This is a genomic window from Promicromonospora sp. NPDC057488, from assembly GCF_042802395.1.
Taxonomy (GTDB): Bacteria; Actinomycetota; Actinomycetes; order Actinomycetales; family Cellulomonadaceae; genus Promicromonospora.
The window spans coordinates 1-19,941 of the sequence record NZ_JBHVEG010000116.1 but is presented as its reverse complement, the minus strand read 5'-3'; the positions used below and the strand labels follow the sequence as shown (position 1 = coordinate 19,941).

Genomic DNA, 19,941 nt, shown 5'->3' with positions numbered 1-19,941 from the left:
GAACGTAGGCTCCGTCGGCTCATAGGCCCTCATGCGCCGACGAAGCCTACGTTCGACACCGGCCCGGACCTCGGCGCCCGACCTTGGCGCCATATTCGGCACCTGGCGCCGCGGTGCCCGACGCCGGTGCGCGGCGTGCGGTGCGGCGGTGCGCCTCGTGCGCGGCGCGGAAGTTGTCGGCTGGGGCGACCGGCACGCCGGACGGCGGTTGCTGGCAGCGAGCGCGACCACAGGGGGCGCCTCGGGCAGTTCGTCCACAGCGGTGCTGCCCCGGGCGTCGTCGTGGGGCCCCGCCGGGGTGGGGTCGACGGCATGAGACCCCGAAGGATCCTCCCGCAGCCGCTGCTGTCGGTCGCCGCCGCGCAGGAGGGACTGGTGACCAAGACGCAGTGCGCCGCGGCGGGGCTCGACAAGGACGCCGTGGGCCTGCTCGTCGCGCAGGGCCGCTGGCGCCGCGTCGTGCGCTGCGTCTACGACACCGACCCGACGCCGTCCGGGCAGCGCCGGCGGGACGGCCGCCACGACCACCTCCGGCGTCGTGCCGCCTGGACCGCGCTGCTGGCCGTGGGGAACGGGATCGCGACCGGAGCCTGCGCGCTCGCTCTGCTCGGCGTCGACGGCCTCGTCGAGGAGGTGCTGCCCGAGGCGGCGCGATCGGGCGGGATGCACTCGGCGGTCGACGGCGTGACGCTGCGGCGCTACCGGCACTTCGCCGACGAGGAGTACCGGGGGCGGCGGATCGCGTCCGTCGTCCCGGCGCTGGCGCAGGCGCTCCCGCACCTTTCGCGCGGCGAGGTCGTGGCGGTGCTCAGCGGCGCCCTGCGGGAGGAGCGCATCGACCGGAGCGGCCTCGACGACGTCCGCGCGATGCTGCGCGGGCGCCGAGGGGCCGGGCGGGTTCAGGGTCTGCTCGATCTGGCCGGGGCGCTCGACGGTTCGGCCGCCGAGTCGTTCGCGCACCTGTCCTTCGTCGACTCGGGAGTTCCCCCGGACGGTCAGCAGGTCATGTTCACGCTGGACGGCGTGTTCCTGGCGCGGGTCGACTTCGTCTGGCGCCTGCCCGACGGGCGGTACGTGGTGGCCGAGATCGACGGGCGCGCGTTCCACTCCGGGGAGGCGATGCTCGCCGACGACGCGGAGCGGCAGAACCGGCTCGTCGCCGGCGGCAGGGTGATCGTCATCAGGTTCCCGGCGGCCCGAGCCCTGAGCTCTGACACGCCCACGGTCGGCACGGAGATGGCCGGCCGCCTGCGCCAGCTCGGCTGGCGCCCCGCGCCTGGGCAAGTGCCAGGGCCAGCGAGCGTAGGCATCGTCGCACTCTGAGCGCTCAGAGGCCGACGAACCCTACGTTCGACCGACCAACCACCCGCGCGCGAGCGTCACGCGTCGCGCAGCGACCGCCACGGGACGTCCAGCTCGCCCAGGAGCTCGCGGAGCAACGGCAGGCTGATGCCGACCACGCCGTGGTGGTCGCCCTCGATGCGCTCGACGTACGGGCCGCCGAGGCCGTCGATCGTGAACGCGCCGGCCACGTGCAGCGGCTCGTCGGTCGCCACGTAGGCGTCGATCTCGTCGTCGTCGATGTCCGCGAACCAGACCGTGGTCGAGCTGGTCGAGCCGAGGGTGCCGCCGGTGCCGCCCGCGGCGTCGTCGCGCAGGTCGATCACCCAGTGACCCGAGTGCAGCACGCCCTTGCCGCCGCGCATGGCGCGCCAGCGCTCGCGGGCGGTGGCGGCGTCGGCGGGCTTGCCCACCACGGCGCCGTCGAACTCCAGCATGGAGTCGCAGCCGACGACGATCAGGTCGGTGGGCGGCTCGCCCTCGGACTCGTCCCAGGACGCCTCGAGGCGGGCCGCCACCTCCTCGGCCTTGGCCTGGGCCAGGACGAGGACGGCGTCGGCGGGATCGAGGTCGCCGAACCGGTCGGCGGCGTCGGCGAGGACCTTGTCCTCGTCCACCCCGGACACGACGATGTCCGGGGTGACTCCGGCGGACTTCAGCGTCGCGAGTCGGGCGGGGGACTGGGAGGCGAGGACCAGGCGTGGCACGCGCGACACAGTAACGAGAATGCGGCCGGAGCAAACAGGATTTCCGGTATCCACGCCGAGTGACCCACGTCACTTCGCCCGGGACGTTGGCCGCGTGTCAGACGTACAGGTCACCCGAGGGACCTGTACGTCTGACACGTGCCATCAGGACAGCGCCTCGCGCAGGGTGTCCAGGCCCACCGAACCGAGGTTGAGCGCACGGGCATGGAAGGCCTTGGCGTCGAATTCCTGGCCGGTCGGCACGGCCGCCTTCGCGGCATCCCGCGTCTGCTCCCAGAGCCGCTGCCCCACCTTGTACGACGGCGCCTGTCCCGGCCAGCCGAGGTACCGGTTGAACTCGAAGCGCACGAACTGCTCGGGCATGTTCACGTTGGCCAGCAGGAACGGCCAGCCCTTCTCGGCGGTCCAGGTGCCGCCGCCCCACTGCTCGGGGGCAGGCTTGCCGAGGTGCACGCCGATGTCGAACACCACGCGGGCCGCGCGCAGGCGCTGCGCGTCGAGCATGCCGAGGCGGTCGCCCGGGTCGTCCATGTAGCCGAGGTCGGCCATGAGGCGCTCCGCGTAGAGGGCCCAGCCCTCGCCGTGGCCGGAGACCCAGCAGGCCAGCCGGCGCCAGCTGTTGAGGGTGTCGCGCGCGAACACCGCCTGTCCGCACTGCAGGTGATGGCCGGGGACGCCCTCGTGGTAGACGGTCGTCTTCTCGCGCCAGGTGTTGAACTCCGTGACGCCGGTCGGCACGGACCACCACATACGGCCGGGGCGGGACCAGTCGTCGCTCGGCGGGGTGTAGTAGATGCCGCCCGACTGCGTCGGCGCGATCAGGCACTCCAGGTCGAGCACGGGCTCGGGGACGTCGAAGTGCGTGCCGTTCAGCGCGGTGATCGCGGCGTCCGACGTCTCCTGCATCCAGGACTTGAGGGCCGCGGTGCCGATGAGCTTGCGCGAGGGGTCGGCGTCGAGCGCCGCCACCGCCTGCTCGACCGTGGCGCCCGGGCCGGCGATCTGCGCGGCGACCTGCTCCTGCTCGGCGACGATCGAGGCCAGCTCGTCGAGGCCCCACTCGTAGGTCTCGTCGAGGTCCACCTTCGCGCCCAGGAAGTAGCGCGAGAACAAGGTGTACCGCTCGCGGCCCACGGCGTCCGCCTCGGGTGCCTGCGGCGCCAGGTCGCGCTCCAGGAACTCCGCGAGCTTCCCGTAGGCCTCGCGGGCGGCCGTGGCGCCGTGCTCCAGCTCCTTGCGGACCAGGCTGCACGCCGCGGACTCGTCCAGCACCGCGTCGACGGCGGGGCCGCGCGTGAACGACGTGAAGAAGGAGTCGGCCCCGGCCAGCTCGCGCGCCTGGTCGACGCACTCGCGCACCTGGCGGATCGCCGCCACATCCCCCTGGGCGGCCGCCGCCGTCAGCGACTCGATGTACCCGTCGACGGCGCCCGGCAGGCCGTTCAGCCGCGAGGCGATGTTCTCCCAGCCCTCCACCGAGTCGCTGGCCATGATGTCGAAGACGTCACGCAGGCCCTGCACGGGTGAGGCGATGTTGTTCAGGTTGCGCAGGTTCTCACCGGCGTCGTGCAGCTCCAGGTCGAGCCCGACCCGCTCGCGCATCGCGGAGAGCGTGACGCGGTCGACGTCGTCGGCGGCCTCCAGGCCGTCGAGCTTCGCCAGCACCTCGCGCCCGGCCTGGGCGACGGCGTCGTGGCCGGCCGGGGAGAGGTCGTCGGTCTCGTGGTCGTGGCCGGGCAGGCCCCAGGCCGTCGCGGACAGCGGGGAGAGCTCGGTGAGCCGGGTGACGTAGGCGTCGGCGACGGCGTCGATCGGGGTGGAGGGCCGGGTGGGAGAGGTCATGAGGGGGAGCCTACGGCGGGCTCCTGGTGGCGGCGCCGGATTTTCAGCGCGCGACCGGCCGCGTCACAGCGACCGCACCCGCGGTGCGGAGCCCGTCTGGCGCGGCTGCGCGCTTCGCCGGCGTCCGTCCTGCCGGCGGCTCTCCTGTGTGGCGGAGGCGAACGCCTCGAGGACGTCCCAGAACGTGTCGTTGGACCTCAGGTACGCCTGCGCCAGGGGGATCAGGGCGTCGCCGAGCGGTGTGGTCTCCAGCCGCCTGGTCTCCTGGTTCTGGCGCAGGATCACCGCGCTGCTCAGGTTGAGGTGCTGGGCCAGGACGCCCTCCAGCTCGCCGCACCTGCGGTACGCCGTGGTGGCGGTCCAGCCGTGCGTCCGGTCGGTCTCGGCGTAGCTGCCGGTCGTCGCGGTGGTGAGGAAGGCGCGAAGCCCGTTCTCGGGAAGTTCCGGTCGAAGCCCTGCCCCCATGCGTCCCCCGTGGTCGTCTGCGTCGGCCGCAGTCACTTTACCCAGCGGTAGCACACCGGAGGAAAAATTTGCCTCGTCATCGCGGGTGAATTGTCCGAACTGCAATGGATATGGACATCTTTGACAGTTCGGACGAAGGTCGGTGCTCGGAGCGACATCACGCCAGATCCGTCTGGGCCTCCGTGAGCCTGCCCCCGACCCACATCGCGAGGAGACGACTACGTGACTGCCAGGAATGACATGCTCCGCATCGGTGCGGCCGTGCTGGGGGCCGGCGTGATCGCCGCGGGCGGGCTGTTCGTGCCCGCCGCCCTCGCGGACGCGGCTCCGACCGAGGCCGCAGCCGCGGTGGCGGCCGACGAGCTGCCGCCCTTCGCGGTCGAGGACTTCGACTACCCCGGTGCCGACCGGATCCTGGAGGAGCGGGGCTTCCTGCTCAAGCGGGGGGACGGGCACATCGTGCTGGCCGGTTGTTCTGACGCGAACGTGATCAGGGTGTCGGCCCGTGGTCTGGCCAACGAGGACGTCTGCTTCCGTGTGACGGGCAATTCGGGTCACCTGACCCTGGAGCTCAACGGCACCTACCTCGTCCAGACCAACAACTACGGCAATACGCACCTCGAACTGACTGCTGCGAGCGGTGATGAGCAGGTTTATGACGTTGGCCCGAACGATCTCCAGTCGGTCGGCGAGTCTGACCCCGGTTCGGAAGGGCAGAGGTTCGCCCTGCTTGAGATCCGGGTCTCGCGCTGACCGTAGGTGTGTTACCCAGCTGGACAGCTAGAAGGTTCGTGACCTGCTCGGCCATTCCGTTGGAAAGGTAGATGCGATGCGTCCAAATGCACCTCTGATCCTGAGCCGCCGTCAGGTGCTCGCTGTGATGGCGGGGGTCGCTGCCGTTGGCTCTCTGCCTACGTGTGCGCCGACGGCCCGCGCTGCCTATCTCGCTGCCTCGGTCTCGGATCAGGTTGACACTGGTCTACCTGCAACGGGGCGGGGCCAGGCGGTCTGGGCCTATAAGACTGGTGGAAGCGCAGTCCGCGAGGCCGCTGCCATGGCACTTGCCGGCACGGCGTCAGACGTGACCACGTTCATCAACGACGTACTGCCCGTTGCCCGTGCTGAGGACAACAAGTTCAGTCTTGCCGCAGTTCTGCCCTATGCGGGATCAGGGGTCCGTGAGGCGGCGGCCGCTGCACTCGCCGGGGGCGACGCCGCGATCGCGGCGTTCCTGGACGGCGGGTACGACACCGCTGTGCATGAGGACCTGCGGGTGGCGGTTGCCACGGTCTTGGGTAGCGGCGGGGTCGCGGTCCAGCGTGAGGCATCGGCAGTACTGGCAGACGGGTCGCCGTTCGCGCTGCGTGCATTCCTAGACGATGGGCGGTTCACGGCGCAGGACGAGGATGAACGAGTTCAGGTGTCGTCGATCCTTGCGACAGCCTCGCCGCAGGTCCGGGAGTATGCGGTGCGGGCGCTGAATGACGGATCGCCCGATGCCATCCGGTGGTTCCTGGACTCAGGTCAATACATCGCGCGGGCACGTGACGAAGAATCAGCCACTGTTCAGCAGCTTGTAGAGGTGGTGCAAGCTGAGGGTCGGCGTGCAAGTTTGAACGCAGAGCAGGCGGTCGAGCTGTCGGGCAGAGCCGTCGATGCTGCAAGCGAGGCCAAGGCGGCAGCCTTGGAGGCCAAGGCTGAGGCTGAGGCAGCCCAGGAGGACACAGAGCGCTCGGCAAGGGCGGCGAACAAGGCCGCACGGGCAGCTGCGGGTGCCGCGTCCGCGGCCGCGACTGCTGTGACCGCCTCTCTGACCGCGCAGGTCGCGGCTCAGCGAGCTGCGACGGCCTCTCAGGCGGCGGCTGCAGCTGCCGCTTCCGCTGGTCGTGCTGCATCGCGTGCCTACAGCTCGTCGATCGCCGCTTCGAGCGACGCATCGAAGGCTGCGGCCGCTCGGGCCGCGGCCGAGGGTGCTCGGGACGCGGCGGGCCGAGCCCGCACGGCGGCCACAGCGGCCGACCAGGCGGCTATTGCCGCAAGCCAAGCGGGGGTGGCCGGCTCAGCTGCTGCAAGCGCGGCGACCAACGCCGCGGCCGCAGCCGCTGCCTCGGCCGATGCTGCTGAAGCCTCAGGTGCGGCGCAGTCCGAGGCTGCGGCCGCGCGGCGGGCCGCCGACGAGGCAAGTGCGGCTGCAGCCAGGGCCACCCGCGCCGCGAACACGGCCCGAACATTGGCGAACAAGTCGGCTGCCGCGGCTCGGCTGGCCCGTGACTCGGCCAACAGTGCTGCCGATCATGCCGAGAATGCTGCGGACTCCGCCGAAGAAGCGGCTGATCACGCAGGCGAGGCGATTGATTTCGCCAACCGATCCACGATTGCGGCTGAAGCCGCGGTTGAGGCCGCAGATGCTGCCGCAGAAGCCGTCGCCGAAGCTCGATCCGTGGAGCAAGCGGCTCGGGAGGCCGAGACGTCGCGCTTGACCGAGGAGACCGAAGCGGCCGTCGGCAATGCCAGGCTCCAGGCGGAACTCGAAACAGACCTTATGGAAGCCTTCACGCGGGAGCGGACCCAAGAAGCGCGGATGTCCGAAGACCTCCGGGCCCTTGTAGCGTCGGCAGAATCGGCCCTGCAGAGCGGGGCTACTGAGCAGGCCTTGGCTGCCGGTCGACAGGCGGCTTGTCAGCTCATGGAGATGTCGGGGACCTGGACCCAAGAGGCCGCGGAGTTTGCACTCTCTGGCTCGGACGAGGATGTGATCCACTGGATCGAGACTGATCGCGTCATTGCTGAGCAGCAGGACAACAGTGAGAACGTCGCTGCTGTCGCAGCTGTTGCAAAGGCAGATGTCGCCGCTGCGGCAGCAGCTGCACTTGAGAGCGAGGATGCCAACACGATCAGACTATTCCTAGAGCAGGGGGCAATTGAAGCGGCGCAAGAGGACAACCGCGTCGAGGTCGCGAAGATCTACGGCGCCGCGGACAGCGGGCCGGCAGTTCGAGCAGCGGCCAGAGCTGCGCTAGTCGCGGGGACTGCCGAGTCCGTGCATCATTTCTTGGGCGTGGAGTGGGCGGTGGCCGTCCGCGAGGACGACGAGGTTGAGGTCGCACGCCTTTTGGCCGCTGGCGGGCCTTTCGTATCGGCGGCCGCCGAGATCGCACTAGAGGGCGACACCCGAATGCGACGAACATTTGTCGAGCAGACTCAGTACGATGCAGCGCGAGTCGATCATGATCGTGCAACCCACGTCAGTGCGATCCGCGCCGCCATCGCTGCTGCCGCCAGGATCGTCGCAGATGCGCAGGAGGACGCAGCCCGGGCATCCGCAGCCGCCGCGACCGCTCGAAACGCCGCAGCCGAAGCCAGCGAGTGGGCCAGTCGTGCTGATGGCTATGCGGCTGATGCTGCATCGTCGGCCCAAGAGGCCCGCGACAATGCTGACGCCGCGGAGCAGTCTGCCGCAGAAGCAGCGGAGTCTGCCGAGGCCGCACGCCAAGCCGCTTCCGTGGCCCAACAGGCCCGCCGCATTGCGACCTACGCGTCTACACAGGCTGTGCAGTCAGCGGGTAGGGCAGCCGCTTACGCGTCTGATGCCCAGGCATCGGCGACGACCGCTCGTGCTGCAGCACTCGCTGCTGGCCAGGACGCCGCCGGAGCCGCCTCGGCGGCGTTCGATGCCCGGCGCATCGCCTACGCAGCCGCGATGCGCGAAGCGATCGCCAAGGCGCAAGCTGCTGCTGCGAAGGCGCGAGAGCACGAGGCGGACGGGACTAACCCGGCTGACGACCTTCCGGATGGGATGGAAGACACGGTGATGTACATGGCGCCGTGGATGGAATGGATGGGACAAGGGTCAAGGGAAAGTAACCACACCACCCCCTGGGAGTTGGGAGTGCAGTGGCTCACCGGGCGGGGGCCCAGCAAGCAGTACTTCGGACCGGGTGATGAGCTGACCGAGATGTATCGCTTGCACCCGCATACCCAAGAGGCGATCAGCTACTTCGAGAATTTGACCCGGACTGGTGACTATGCGATGAATCACCATTACCAGTATGACTATGGTCTCAAGGGCTTCGAAGGAACATGGAAGTATATCCAAGATTACTCGACGCTTGCCACCTTTGGGAGCACGGGAAATCTTGCCTACACATTTCTCGGATCGCATGATGTCACCGTGACTCCTATTCGAGAGAACTCGGACGGGTCTGTGGTCTGGCGTTATACCGCGTACAACGAGTCGGACATCGAGTCGGCAACCCATCCTCCGGTGATTGGCTACACGCAGTGGTGGACTGACTATGTCGGTACTCCGGTGAACAATGCTGTGGGCAGTTCCGGGCCGATGTCTCCCAAGCATCAGACAATCGACTTCACTGTCGTACTTGGTCCATGACTCCTGGGCGGAAAGTGTGGCGAATGCGCCTTCTCTCGCTGAGCGTAGGTCTGGCGTTCGTGTCGGGATGCTCGTCGCTAACAGATGTGGACGACATTTCTGGTGTTTATGAGAACGTGACGTCGGGTGCCGAGATCCATCTGGAGCCCGACGGTACGTTCTCCGCGTCCGGTATCTCGGCCGATCAGGTTATTGGTTCTGGTGGCAGCGATCCAGTGGAATTCGCGGGCCGATGGGAGTTTGTTGACAGCGCGGCGTCGTCTGATTTTGTCTATTTGTTGGTCGATGAAGGAGAACTGGGCGGCGCCGTTGGTGGCGTTCAGCTTTACCTGAGCGGTGGTGACGCGGTCGAGTTTTTTGCCGACGCTGATGGGCCGCCATCGTTGGTGCTCGATAGGCAGGACTGATGGCAGAGGGTTTCCTTGAAATGTCTGCGGCCGGTATCCCCCGCAGGTCCAGGTAATGCGGACGTGGCCGAGTCCGTCCAGTCCATCCCGCCCTGAGCGCATCGTGGAAGTGACATGAAGACATCTCGCAAATCGTTGGCGTGTCTGGCTGCGGCAGCCTGCCTGCTGCTGGTGACACCGTTCATCGCGTCCCCCGCCACCGCCGTCGTCGGCACCCCGAGCCTCGACACCAACCAGTTCACCACCCGCCTCGACATCGGCGACGGACAGCGCGCCTGCTCCGGCGCCCTCGTGGCGTCGCAGTGGGTGCTCACGGCGGCGAGCTGCTTCGTCGACGACCCGGCCGCCGGCACCCCGGCGCCGAGCGGCCCGCCGGCCCTGGCGACCACCGCCACGATCGGGCGGGCCGACCTGACCACGACCGCGGGTCAGGTCCGGGATGTCATCGAGCTCGTCCCGCACGAGGACCGCGACCTCATGATGGTCAAGCTCGCGACTCCGGTCAGCGGCATCGCCCCCGTGGCGATCGCCGGCACCGCACCGGCGCCGGGTGAGGAGCTGAGCCTGCCCGCCTACGGCCGCACGGCGACCGAGTGGGCTCCCCTGCAGCGGCACAGCGGCCTGTTCACGGTCGACGCCGTCACGGGCGGGGACGTGGCGCTGACCGGTCTGGGCGGAGCCGCGGTGTGCGCCGGCGACACGGGCGGGCCTGCCCTGCGTGCCGGGGGCGGCACGCCCGAGCTGGTCGCGGTCAGCAGCAGGTCGTGGCAGGGCGGCTGCTTCGGTGCCGACCCGGCCGAGACGCGCACGGGCGCGGTGAACGTCCGCGTCGACGACGTGCGCGACTGGATCGCCACGACGGCCTACCGGGACGGCTGGGTGGACTTCAACTGCGACGGGATCGCCGACGTCGCCATCGCCGACCCGGAGGCCACGGTCGACGGGGCGGCACGTGCCGGTCAGGTTCGGGTCGTCTATGGCGGGAACAAGGGCACCGTGGCCATCAGCCAGAACTCGCCGGGAGTCGGCGACGTCGCGTCCGCCGACGACCGGTTCGGGTACAGCCTGGCCACCTTCGAGCGCAACGCGGACGGTTGCACCGACCTCGCCATCGGCACGCCGTTCGAGGCGTCCAGCACCGGCCTGGTCCAGATCGTCTACGGCTCCCCGCAGGGTCTGCTCAACGGGCCGACGGAGGCCGCCTTCCGCCAGGGGCAGGGCGCTGGAGCGCTCGCGGCGGCCACCAACGTGTCCGGCGACCAGCTCGGCGCATCGCTCGCCGCGGGCCGCACGGACGCGGGCACGGCGTACCTCGCTATCGGCGCCCCGGGCAAGAACGTGGGCACCGCCGGGGTGGACGCCGGAGCCGTCTACTACATCCGCGGTTTCGAGCCGTCCGTCGTCATCAACCAGGACCTGCCGGACGTGTTCGGCGCGAGCGAGACCGACGACGCGTTCGGCACGTCGGTCGCGGCGGACGGCAGGCACCTGGTGATCGGGGCGCCGGGCGAGTCGCTCGTGTCCGGTCAGACGAACACCGGTTTCGTCCACGTCCTCGACCACCCGGCCGACAGCAGCGGTGCGGTGACCGAGGTCGCCGCCTTCAGCCAGGACACCGAAGGCATCTCCGGCACGGCCGGCGACAACGACCGGTTCGGTGCGTCGGTCGACGTCACCCGGTTCGGTACCTCCGGAACCCTCGCCCAGGGCGACTCGATCGTCGCGGTCGGCGTTCCGGGCAAGGTCGTCACCGGTACGGCCGCCAACCAGGGCCGCGCGCTGACCCTCAGGGTGGGCGCGGACGGGACCTGGAACGAGATCGAGGAGTACCACCAGGACGCCGACGGCGTGGACGGTGCCGCGGGCGCGAACGACCGGTTCGGTGCCGACGTGGGGCTGGCACTCCTGCCTTCGGGGGGTGGCGTGAGCCCCCGGGTGGTGCTGGCCGTGGGTGCCCCGGGTGACGTCGTGCCCACGGGTACGGGCTCCGCGGACCAGGCGTCCGGAAGCGTCACCGTGTTCTCGGCGCTCGACGCACCCGGCGCCTTCCAGGAGCGGGTCTACTTCCCGGGCCCGTTCCTGCCCGGCCAGAACGCGGCCGGTAACGCCGGTCTCGGTGCGGTGGTCCAGGCGACGAGCGAACATCTCTACCTCGGCGCCCCGAACGGGCAGTTCACTGCGGGCCGCGTCTGGGCCCTCCCGTGGTCGCAGGTCACCGGGACGTCCACCGGTGACCCGCTGCTCACCTACGAGCCGGGCACCGGCGGGATCCCGTCCGGCGGCGTCTCCTTCGGGGCCGCGATCGGCTGATCCCGTCCCGGGGTGAGACCCACGGGTGGTGGGGTACGGCGCAGGCCGTGCCCCACCACCCCGTGCTCAGGACCGCAGGCTCCACCGCCACGAGTCGGCGTTGTGCCGCCCCGAGCGCCCGCCGAAGTTCTTCGCCGTGGCCGCCCCGTTCCCGCGCAGCGCGCGGGAACGGTTGGTCCACTCGTCGAGCGGCGCGGCGTCCTCGGGCTCGGTCCCGGCGGCCGCGACCGCCGCGAGGCCGGCGACCAGCGCCGCCACCTCGACGTCGTCCGGCTCGCCGCGGACCACGCGCACCTCGGAGCTCACTCGTCGTCCTCCTCGTAGAAGCCGAAGCCTGGGGCCTCGCCGCGCGAGGCCGCCCACTCCGCGATGTCGTAACCACCCTCGGTGAGCTGCGTGGCCACCGACTCGCCGGCGGCGTCGAGCAGGTCGATCACGCCGTCCAGGGAGGCGTCACCGCCCCGCGCGCCGACCACGAAGCCCAGGTAGAACGACTCGCCCTCCTCGGGCGTCTCGGACTCGAGGATCTCGTCCTCCTCGCCCTCGTGCTCCGGCTCCCACACGGACGAGGTGAGGTCCGGGTGCATGCCCAGCGCGCCGTGCAGCGTGTCGAACAGCGCGGCGTTCAGGTGCCCCACCTTCGACTCGAGGGCCAGGACGCGCGGGTCCTCGTCGGCCTCGGCGGCGCCGAACTCGGCACGCACCCCCACGGCGGTCCCCACGTAGTCGTGCAGCGCGGCCGCTAGGGCGTCGACGGCGCGGTGCATCGGCTCCGTGTCGACGCGGCCCATCGGCGCCGGGCCGTGGGTGGCGTCTTCGTGGCTCATCTGGTTCCCCTCCGGATCTTCCCGCCGGTCACAGCGGGATGTTGCCGTGCTTCTTCGGAGGAAGCGTAGATCGCTTGGTGCGCAGCGCGCGCAGGGCACGCACGACCTGGACCCGGGTCTCGGACGGGCGGATGACCGCGTCCACGTACCCGCGCTCGGCGGCGTCCCACGGGTTGACGATGGCGTCCTCGTACTCGCCGGTCAGCCGGGCCCGCTCGGCCTCGACGTCGCCGCCCGCCTCCTGGACCGTCTTCAGCGCGCCGCGCTGCAGGATGTTCACCGCGCCGCTCGCGCCCATCACGGCGATCTGCGCCGTCGGCCACGCCAGGTTGACGTCCGCGCCGAGCTGCTTGGAGCCCATGACGATGTACGCGCCGCCGTACGCCTTGCGGGTGATGATCGTGACCAGCGGCACCGTGGCCTCGGCGTACGCGTAGATCAGCTTGGCGCCGCGGCGGATGATGCCCTGGTGCTCCTGGCCGACGCCGGGCAGGAAGCCCGGCACGTCCACGAAGGTCAGCACGGGGATGTTGAACGCGTCGCACGTGCGCACGAACCGCGCGGCCTTCTCGGCGGCGTCGATGTCGAGCGTGCCCGCCATGGACTGCGGCTGGTTGGCGATGATGCCGACCGACTGCCCCTCCACGTGCCCGAACCCGATCAGCACGTTGGTCGCGAACATCGGCTGGACCTCGAGGAACGACTCCGGGTCCAGGACGGCCTCGACGGCCTCGCGCATGTCGTACGGCTGGTTGTCGCTGTCCGGGATCAGCTCGTCGAGCGCCTCGTCCTCGGGCGTGACCTCCAGCACCGTCTCGTCGTCGGGCGGGAACGACGGCGCGTCCGACAGGTTGTTCTGCGGCAGGTAGCTCACCAGGTGGCGCACGTAGTCGAGCGCGTCGTCCTCGTCGCTGCCCATGTAGTGCGCCACGCCCGACTTCGAGTTGTGCGTCCGGGCGCCGCCCAGGGTCTCGAAGTCGACGTCCTCGCCCGTCACCGTGCGGATCACGTCCGGGCCGGTGATGAACATGTTGGACGTCTGGTCGGCCATGACGATGAAGTCGGTCAGGGCGGGGGAGTACACCGCGCCGCCCGCGCTCGGGCCGAGGATCAGGGAGATCTGCGGGATCACGCCGGAGGCCGCCACGTTGCGCCGGAACATCTCCGCGAACTGCGTCAGCGCCGCGACACCCTCCTGGATGCGCGCGCCGCCGCCGTCGCTGATGCCGATGAGCGGCACGCCGGTGCGCAGCGCCAGGTCCTGCACCTTGGTGATCTTCTGGCCGTGCACCTCGCCGAGGCTCCCGCCGAAGACCGTGAAGTCCTGCGAGTAGACGCAGACCTGGCGGCCGTCGATCGTGCCGTACCCGGTCACGACGCCGTCGCCGGCGATCCGCTTCTTGTCCAGGCCGAAGTTGCGGCTGCGGTGCTTGGCCAGCGCGTCCAGCTCGGTGAAGCTGCCCTCGTCCAGGAGCGCCTCGATGCGCTCACGGGCGGTCTTCTTGCCGCGCTTGTGCTGCTTCTCCTTGGCCGTCTCCTCTGGCGTGTCGATGGCGGCTGCCCGGCGGGCGTCGAGGTCGTCCAGCTTGGCGCGCGTACCGGCGAGGGTGGTGGTGGAGTCGTTCACAGCTCCGAGCGTAGTTGTCGGATGCCTCTTGCTCGATGCGGGAGACCCCAGCGGGTCGCGCCGCCGACTTGTGGGTTTCCTCCAAGGGCGGCCGCGCGGCCCAAGGGAGAGGATGAAGAGGTGCGCCCCTCCCTGTACCTCGACCGCCTGACCGTCCCCGGGTTCGCCCGGGTCGAGGTGGTCGAGACCTCGCCCTCCACCAACGCCGAGCTGGTCGCCGCCGTCCGCGCCGACCCGGCCGCCTGGCCCGCGCCGTCGGCCCTGGTCGCGGAGGAGCAGACCGCCGGCCGCGGCCGCGCCGGCCGGTCGTGGGAGACGCCGCCGCGCGCCGGCCTCACCGTCTCCGTCCTGCTCCGGCCCCGCGTCCCCGCGGAGGCCCTGGGCTGGCTCCCGCTCCTGGCCGGCCTCGCGGTGGTCCGCGCCGTGTCCGACGACGGGGTCAGCGCCGCCGTGAAGTGGCCCAACGACGTGCTGCTGCCCGCCGCCGACACGGTCGGCGGGCTGGGGCCGTACCGCAAGGTCGCCGGCATCCTCGCCGAGGTGGTGCCGGAGGCGCCCGACGCCGGACCGGCCGGTGTCGCCGCGGGCGCCGCACCCGCCGTCGTGCTCGGGATCGGGCTCAACGTGTCCCAGTCGGCCGAGGAGCTCCCCGTGCCGACGGCGACGTCGCTGGCGCTCGCGGGCTACCCGCGGCCCGACCGCACCGACGTGCTGGTCCGGATGCTCGGCGAGGTGCACGCCGTCGTCCGGCGCTGGGAGGACGCCGCCGGCGACGTCGTGGCCGCCGGCCTGCTGGCCGAGTACGCGGCCGTGTCCGCGACGCTGGGCACCCGGGTGCGCGCCGAGCTCGCCGGGGACGCCGGCGTGCTGGAGGGCGAGGCCGTCGGCCTCGACGGGACCGGGGCGCTGCGCATCCGGACGGACGCCGGCGAGGAGCGCACGGTGACCGCGGGCGACGTCTGGCACCTGCGGTAAGGCCGTCCGGAACGGTCGCGGGCGCCTCGGTCGCGGCGGGTGAACCGGCCCGGCTGCCCGGGTGAACTCCACGGCAGCCCCTGCCGCACAGCACCTGACCTGCGGTAATCTGCGCCACACGCGACGATGCGCAGCACTGGTGGCCGACGGCAGGAGACGCCATGGAGGCAGGGCGAGCCACGGTCGGTGTGGCCAAGGGAATCGTGTGTGCCGCGGCCGTGGTCACGGTGTACCTCATCAGCACGGTCCGGCTGGACCGCGGCATCGTCCAGACGGACGGGACGCCGACGACGGGGCTCGTCGCGGCCGGCATCGCCTGGCTGCTGGTCGTCTGGGTGCTGCTCCACCGGGACGACGGCGTCCGCGGCGTGCGGCTGACCCTGTGGAACGTCGTGACGGTAGTCGGGATGCTCCTGGTGCTCATGGGGATCCCGCTCGTGCTGACGCTCGTGGCCTGACCTGCGGGGGCCCGCACGCGGGGCCCCGCGGCCGGTGCATGCGGTTGCATGAGGTGCGCCCGCCTACAGTGGTGACGTGCTCCACAACTCCGAGACGTCCCCCACGAACCACGAGACCCCGGGCGCCGACACCGCGGCCCGCCTGGACGAGACCCTGCTGGGCGGCGCGCGCCGCTACACCCTGTCGCAGGTCGTGGAGCTCACCGGGCTCGACAAGCAGTTCGTGACCCGGTACTGGCGCTGGATCGGCCTGCCCGTCACCCACCCGACCGAGACCTGGTTCACCGACGCCGACGTCGAGGCGCTCAAGGACGCGGCCGGGCTGTTCGAGGCGGAGCAGATGGACGAGCGCGCCCAGATGACCTTCATCCGGTCGGTGGGCCACACCACCGAGCGGCTGGCGCTCTGGCAGGTCGAGGCGCTCGTCGAGCACCTGGCCCGGCGCTACCAGCTCGACGAGACCTCGGCGCGGCTGCTCGCCCTGGACAAGCTCCCGGAGATGTCCGAGATGCTCAGCCGGCAGCTCGAGCACGCCTGGCGGCGTCAGCTCGCGGCGCTCACGGGCCGCACCGCCATCGAGTTCGCCGGCGCGCGGGGCGACGAGAGCAACGACGGCCACCAGCTCCCGCTGCTCCGGGCGGTCGGGTTCGCTGACATCGTCTCGTTCACCAAGCGGACGGCGGGGCTCGGCTCGGAGGAGCTGGCGGAGTTCGTGCAGCGGTTCGAGGCCGGCGCGCGCGACGTCATCGTCAACGCGGGCGGCCGCGTGGTCAAGACCATCGGCGACGCCGTCCTGTTCGTGACCGACGACGTCGCGACCGGTGCCGAGGTGGCCCTGGGCCTGGCCGAGACCTCCGGCGCGCAGCTCGGGACGGCGGCGCCGGGCGACCCGGAGATCCCGGTGCGCGTCGGGCTGGTCTGGGGGCGGGTGCTGTCGCGGTTCGGCGACATCTTCGGGCCCACGGTCAACCTGGCCTCACGCCTCACGGAGCAGTCCGACCCCTCGACCGTGCTGGTCGACAAGGAGACCGCCGCGCTGCTCGCCACGAGCTCGAGCTACGCGCTCACCGCGCAGCCCGTGCGCGAGGTGCCGGGCATCGGGCCGCTCGCGCCGGTGCGGCTGCAGCGCGCCTACCAGGGCTGACGGCGGGCGGGGCCGCCCTTTGCCCGACGGCGCCCCGGGCGCGGCGCCGCCTCAGCCGGCCGAACCGCCCCGCATCTTCTGGAGCGCCCGCATCGCGCCGGGCAGCAGCCGGAGCTGCTCGCGGCGCTCGGCCGCGAACGTGCGGCGGTCGCCCGAGGACCACCGCCGGTCGAACAGCCGCTTCGCCGCCGCCACGGCCTCGGGCCGCCGCTCGGCGATGCGGCCCGCCAGCGCGAACGCCTCGTCCACCGGGGTGTCGGTGACGGTGCCCGCCAGGCCCAGCCGTCCGGCGTCGGCCCCGCTGAACTCCTCGGCGGTGAAGGTGAGGCGCTTGGCCGTCTCGATGCCGACGAGCTGGACGAGCGCGCGGATCCCGGACATGTCGGGGACCAGGCCGCGCTCGACCTCCTTGACGGACCAGCGGGCGTCGGGGGCGGTCAGGCGCAGGTCGGCCGCCAGGGCGATCTGCACGCCCGCGCCGATGACGTGCCCGTGCACGGCCGCGATCACCGGGACCGGCAGGCGCCGCCAGGCCCAGCAGGCCTCCTGGAACAGGTTGGTGCCCCGCGGCGTCGGCACGAACGCCCGGGCCACCGCGGCAGGGTTGCGGGCCGCCGAGCCCAGGTCGAGCCCCGCGCAGAACGAGCGGCCGTTGCCCGACAGCACGACCGCACGCAGCCCGGGCTCGCGGCCCAGGCGGCGTGCGGTGGCCCGCAGCTCGGCGAGCATGCCGAGCGAGAGGGCGTTGAGCTTGTCCGGCCGGTCGAGGCGGACGTCGGCGATCCCGTCCGAGAGGGTGCAGGTGATGCCGCTCCCGGACGGGACGCCCGTCGTGCTGCTCGCGTTCATGGGGCGCAGCCTACGCAGGCGCCCCGGTCCGTCACCGCTCGGGTACGACCTCGACCTCCGTGTCCACGCCCTCGTACGGCGGGACCGTTACCGTGCGCTTACCGGCCTTGCCGCCGAGGACCACGGTCCGGTAGCTGACGTTGTTGGACCTCGTCCGCTCGTGCAGCGCGCCGTTCGGGTTCACCGTGATCTTGATCCGGTAGGTGCCGTTCTTGACCTTCGTCAGGTCGAACGCCTGCGTCTGCGTCTGGTTGTAGGTGTCGCCCCAGCCGGCGGGCAGCACCTCACGGAGCCAGATGGCCGAGCGGTCGCCGCAGGTGCTGTCGAGGCCGGTGGCCTCGGGCCGCCACACGGCGCCCGGCACGGCGAGGTCGACCGGGTCGGTCGGCGCCAGGCACCACGACTGCTTGCCCGACGGCGTCACCGGCTTGCCCTTGGTCGTGACGAGCTCGTAGCTCGCGAAGTCCAGGAAGTGCCAGTGGTTGTGCTCCGGCGCCTGGTGGTACTCCATGGTGCCGGTCTTGGTGCTGCCGACCTCCTTGCCGTTCTTGTAGAAGAACTGGTAGGCGTCCATCAGCTCGCCGGCGCCGCGACGGTAGCCCTCGACGACCAGCGGGGCGGGCCCGGCGTTCCACTCGTTGGCGTTGAAGGTGAGCCGGTCGGTGCCGGCCTCGTCCACCTCGGTGCCGATCTGCCATGCGGGCGCGGAGACCAGGTCGGGCAGCGTGTCCTTGGCCGGCTTGCGGTTCGACGGCGTGGAGCCGCGCTGGCCGAGCGCCGGGTGGTCGCCGCCCGCGTGCGCGGCGTCCCCGAGGGTGAACAGGTTGGTGCGGTGCTCTGAGCCCGTGCTGCTGCCGCCGTGACCCGCGTGGCCGCTCTGCGCCCGCAGGCTCTCGGCCCGGGCGGACGCGGCGTCGCCGTCCTGCGCCGAGCTGAACCCCTCGGCAGGTGTGCCAAGGAGCTCCTCGGCGATCTCGCCGCAGTCGAAGATCTCGCACTCGTCGACGACCTCGACCTGCTGCGTCACCGTGCGGCCCTTGGCCGGCAGCCCCAGGAAGTTCGCCACCGGGTCGCTGATGGAGACCGTCATCACGAGGTTCTTCTGCTTGGTCTCGAGCTCGAAGAACGTGTCGAGCTTCGAGGCCCAGCCCTGCTCGATCCCGGACACGCTCGACCTCGTGAACCAGCTGCCGCCGCAGAACTCGGGGTAGACCGGCTCGGTCCGGCCGTTCGGCTCGACGCGCTGCCGGTCCGCCCCGCTCGGGCACAGGCTGCGCGTGTCCTTGGCCAGGACCTTGCCCTTGGTCGTGGCTACCTGGACCGTCAGCCCGTTCTTGAAACCGTTGAGCCCGTCGACGATCGCGGCCGGCGCCTTCGTGGTCGTGCGCCTGCCGTCCCGGATCACCGTCCTGGTGAGCGAGACCGGGGCGGAGGCCTTCTTCCGCTTCGCCCAGAACTCGTGGGTCTCGCCGTACGCGGCCAGCCAGACCGCCGAGTCGAGGTACACGAAGCCGTCGTACGTGTAGGCCTGGACGGTGCTCGCCGCCGGGGCGAAGCGCAGGCCGGGCTTCGTCGCCGAGGTCGGCGCCGTCGTCGTGGCGGACTCGGTCGTGGCCGCGCTCGCGGTGTTCGTGGCGCCGCCCTCGCCGAGGAGGCCGAGGGCCAGCACGGCTGCCACACCCATGGTGAGCAGGCGCGACGTAGGACGGGTCAAGCTAAGTGCGGTCATGGATCCCCCAGCTGGAGTGAGGACAGGAACCTGTCACCGCTAGAGACGGATGACGCGGCCGGTTCGTTGTCTCCGGGGCGCGATTCACCCCCTGAGTTGTGCCAAGGGCGGGGCACGGGTCGGTGTGTGACACGATGCGAACGTGCTGAAAGTCGTTCTCTTCGATCTCGACGACACACTCGTGGACCAGGAGGGCGCCTCTCGCGCGGCGCTCCTGGACTGGCTCCCCGAGCTGGGTCTCGACCTCGACGACCCGGAGGAGCTGGTCACCGCATGGGGCGGCATCTCCGAGGATGCCTACGCCCGGTACCAGCGTCGCGAGATCACCTTCTTGGAGCAGCGCCGCGTCCGCGTGCGCGAGTTCCTGGGGGCCGACACCACCGACGACGAGGCCGACGAGCTCTTCACCGGCTACCTCTCCCGCTACGAGCAGGGCTGGGTGGCGTTCGACGACGCCGTCCCGGCGCTGCGGCGGGTGCGCGACGCCGGCCTGGTCGTCGCCCTGCTCACCAACGGCGACTCCGCGCACCAGCGGCTCAAGCTCGACCGCACCGGTCTCACCGCGCACGTCGACGTCGTCGTCGCCTCGGACGACCTGCCCGCCGGCAAGCCCGACCCGCGCGCGTACGGCTCCGCCTGCGAGATCCTCGGCGTCGCGCCGGGCGACGTGCTCATGGTGGGCAACGACGTCGAGAAGGACTTCCAGGCGCCGCTCGACGCCGGGCTCGGCGCACTGCTGCTGGACCGCTACGACCGGTACCCGGAGGTCGCGGACCGCATCCGGACCCTGGCCGAGGTACCACTGACGGCGTAGGCGCCGTCCGCTTTGCTGGTTCGGCAGTTTGCATCGAGGTCGGCACAGGCCTGTGC

The 19,941-nt window shown here is 71.1% G+C and carries 17 protein-coding genes; 9 read left to right on the top strand and 8 right to left on the bottom strand.

The genetic code is table 11. The features are described from left to right. Nucleotides 1-312: 312 nt before the first annotated feature. Nucleotides 313-1,323, top strand: coding sequence for a hypothetical protein (locus ACFU5G_RS20660; RefSeq protein WP_377249049.1), 1,011 nt, complete (start codon nt 313-315; stop codon nt 1,321-1,323). A gap of 56 nt (nt 1,324-1,379) precedes the next feature. Here ACFU5G_RS20660 and ACFU5G_RS20655 read toward each other — a convergent pair whose 3' ends face one another. From ACFU5G_RS20655 to ACFU5G_RS20645, 3 genes are all read right to left on the bottom strand, one after another. Beyond that, nucleotides 1,380-2,048 carry a Maf family protein gene (locus tag ACFU5G_RS20655; protein ID WP_377249046.1) on the bottom strand — a complete coding sequence of 223 codons (669 nt, stop codon included), beginning with the start codon at nt 2,046-2,048 and terminating at the stop codon, nt 1,380-1,382. A gap of 144 nt (nt 2,049-2,192) precedes the next feature. After that, a complete protein-coding gene (locus tag ACFU5G_RS20650; protein WP_377249043.1) occupies nt 2,193-3,890 on the bottom strand; it encodes a DUF885 domain-containing protein in 1,698 nt (565 codons plus the stop codon). Nucleotides 3,891-3,953: 63 nt separating this feature from the next. Then, nucleotides 3,954-4,355 (bottom strand): hypothetical protein, encoded by a 402-nt coding sequence (locus ACFU5G_RS20645; RefSeq protein ID WP_377249040.1) that lies wholly within the window; start codon nt 4,353-4,355, stop codon nt 3,954-3,956. Between the two features lie 222 nt (nt 4,356-4,577). Between ACFU5G_RS20645 and ACFU5G_RS20640 the strand changes: the two genes are divergently transcribed. The 4 genes from ACFU5G_RS20640 to ACFU5G_RS20625 all read left to right on the top strand — a co-directional run bounded on the left by ACFU5G_RS20640 (nt 4,578) and on the right by ACFU5G_RS20625 (nt 11,462). After that, nucleotides 4,578-5,108 carry a hypothetical protein gene (locus ACFU5G_RS20640; RefSeq protein ID WP_377249037.1) on the top strand — a complete coding sequence of 177 codons (531 nt, stop codon included), beginning with the start codon at nt 4,578-4,580 and terminating at the stop codon, nt 5,106-5,108. A 76-nt stretch (nt 5,109-5,184) separates the two neighbouring features. Next, nucleotides 5,185-8,745 carry an ALF repeat-containing protein gene (locus ACFU5G_RS20635; RefSeq protein WP_377249034.1) on the top strand — a complete coding sequence of 1,187 codons (3,561 nt, stop codon included), beginning with the start codon at nt 5,185-5,187 and terminating at the stop codon, nt 8,743-8,745. Nucleotides 8,746-8,768: 23 nt separating this feature from the next. After that, the gene (locus ACFU5G_RS20630) at nt 8,769-9,152 is read left to right on the top strand and encodes a hypothetical protein (RefSeq protein ID WP_377249031.1); all 384 of its coding nucleotides are present in this window, start codon (nt 8,769-8,771) and stop codon (nt 9,150-9,152) included. 171 nt (nt 9,153-9,323) lie between these two features. Further along, the gene (locus tag ACFU5G_RS20625) at nt 9,324-11,462 is read left to right on the top strand and encodes a S1 family peptidase (protein WP_377249028.1); all 2,139 of its coding nucleotides are present in this window, start codon (nt 9,324-9,326) and stop codon (nt 11,460-11,462) included. Between the two features lie 66 nt (nt 11,463-11,528). On the opposite strand, the gene ACFU5G_RS20620 is transcribed toward ACFU5G_RS20625, so the two are convergent. Genes ACFU5G_RS20620 through ACFU5G_RS20610 form a run of 3 tightly spaced genes read right to left on the bottom strand, consistent with a single transcriptional unit; the run spans nt 11,529 to nt 13,916 of the window. After that, nucleotides 11,529-11,768, bottom strand: coding sequence for an acyl-CoA carboxylase epsilon subunit (locus tag ACFU5G_RS20620; RefSeq protein ID WP_020013331.1), 240 nt, complete (start codon nt 11,766-11,768; stop codon nt 11,529-11,531). Continuing rightward, complete coding sequence (locus ACFU5G_RS20615) at nt 11,765-12,289, bottom strand: hypothetical protein (RefSeq protein ID WP_020013330.1); 525 nt, start codon at nt 12,287-12,289, stop codon at nt 11,765-11,767. The genes ACFU5G_RS20620 and ACFU5G_RS20615 overlap by 4 nt, the downstream gene beginning before the upstream one ends. A gap of 28 nt (nt 12,290-12,317) precedes the next feature. Continuing rightward, nucleotides 12,318-13,916, bottom strand: a complete 1,599-nt coding sequence (locus ACFU5G_RS20610) for an acyl-CoA carboxylase subunit beta (protein WP_377249025.1) — start codon at nt 13,914-13,916, stop codon at nt 12,318-12,320. Between the two features lie 120 nt (nt 13,917-14,036). On the opposite strand from ACFU5G_RS20610, the gene ACFU5G_RS20605 reads away from it, so the two are divergent. The 3 genes from ACFU5G_RS20605 to ACFU5G_RS20595 all read left to right on the top strand — a co-directional run bounded on the left by ACFU5G_RS20605 (nt 14,037) and on the right by ACFU5G_RS20595 (nt 16,493). After that, nucleotides 14,037-14,891: a biotin--[acetyl-CoA-carboxylase] ligase gene (locus ACFU5G_RS20605; RefSeq protein ID WP_377249022.1), complete on the top strand. Its 855-nt coding sequence runs from the start codon at nt 14,037-14,039 to the stop codon at nt 14,889-14,891. Between the two features lie 161 nt (nt 14,892-15,052). Further along, a complete protein-coding gene (locus ACFU5G_RS20600) occupies nt 15,053-15,349 on the top strand; it encodes a hypothetical protein (RefSeq protein ID WP_377249019.1) in 297 nt (98 codons plus the stop codon). Between the two features lie 76 nt (nt 15,350-15,425). After that, nucleotides 15,426-16,493, top strand: a complete 1,068-nt coding sequence (locus ACFU5G_RS20595; RefSeq protein ID WP_377249016.1) for an adenylate/guanylate cyclase domain-containing protein — start codon at nt 15,426-15,428, stop codon at nt 16,491-16,493. A gap of 51 nt (nt 16,494-16,544) precedes the next feature. Here the strand turns inward: ACFU5G_RS20595 and ACFU5G_RS20590 are convergent, their stop codons facing one another. Continuing rightward, nucleotides 16,545-17,342 (bottom strand): crotonase/enoyl-CoA hydratase family protein, encoded by a 798-nt coding sequence (locus ACFU5G_RS20590; RefSeq protein ID WP_377249013.1) that lies wholly within the window; start codon nt 17,340-17,342, stop codon nt 16,545-16,547. Nucleotides 17,343-17,373: 31 nt separating this feature from the next. Then, nucleotides 17,374-19,071, bottom strand: coding sequence for a lysyl oxidase family protein (locus ACFU5G_RS20585; protein WP_377249010.1), 1,698 nt, complete (start codon nt 19,069-19,071; stop codon nt 17,374-17,376). Between the two features lie 142 nt (nt 19,072-19,213). Between ACFU5G_RS20585 and ACFU5G_RS20580 the strand changes: the two genes are divergently transcribed. Further along, nucleotides 19,214-19,885: an HAD family hydrolase gene (locus ACFU5G_RS20580; RefSeq protein WP_377249007.1), complete on the top strand. Its 672-nt coding sequence runs from the start codon at nt 19,214-19,216 to the stop codon at nt 19,883-19,885. The last annotated feature ends 56 nt before the right edge of the window (nt 19,886-19,941 follow it).

Bases quoted from the DNA above. Each gene is read 5' to 3' on its own strand.
- ACFU5G_RS20585 (WP_377249010.1), bottom strand. From the start codon at position 19,071: ATGACCGCACTTAGCTTGACCCGTCCTACGTCGCGCCTGCTCACCATG.
- ACFU5G_RS20590 (WP_377249013.1), bottom strand. From the start codon at position 17,342: ATGAACGCGAGCAGCACGACGGGCGTCCCGTCCGGGAGCGGCATCACC.
- ACFU5G_RS20645 (WP_377249040.1), bottom strand. From the start codon at position 4,355: ATGGGGGCAGGGCTTCGACCGGAACTTCCCGAGAACGGGCTTCGCGCC.
- ACFU5G_RS20615 (WP_020013330.1), bottom strand. From the start codon at position 12,289: ATGAGCCACGAAGACGCCACCCACGGCCCGGCGCCGATGGGCCGCGTC.
- ACFU5G_RS20660 (WP_377249049.1), top strand. From the start codon at position 313: ATGAGACCCCGAAGGATCCTCCCGCAGCCGCTGCTGTCGGTCGCCGCC.
- ACFU5G_RS20650 (WP_377249043.1), bottom strand. From the start codon at position 3,890: ATGACCTCTCCCACCCGGCCCTCCACCCCGATCGACGCCGTCGCCGAC.
- ACFU5G_RS20635 (WP_377249034.1), top strand. From the start codon at position 5,185: ATGCGTCCAAATGCACCTCTGATCCTGAGCCGCCGTCAGGTGCTCGCT.
- ACFU5G_RS20630 (WP_377249031.1), top strand. From the start codon at position 8,769: ATGCGCCTTCTCTCGCTGAGCGTAGGTCTGGCGTTCGTGTCGGGATGC.
- ACFU5G_RS20600 (WP_377249019.1), top strand. From the start codon at position 15,053: ATGGAGGCAGGGCGAGCCACGGTCGGTGTGGCCAAGGGAATCGTGTGT.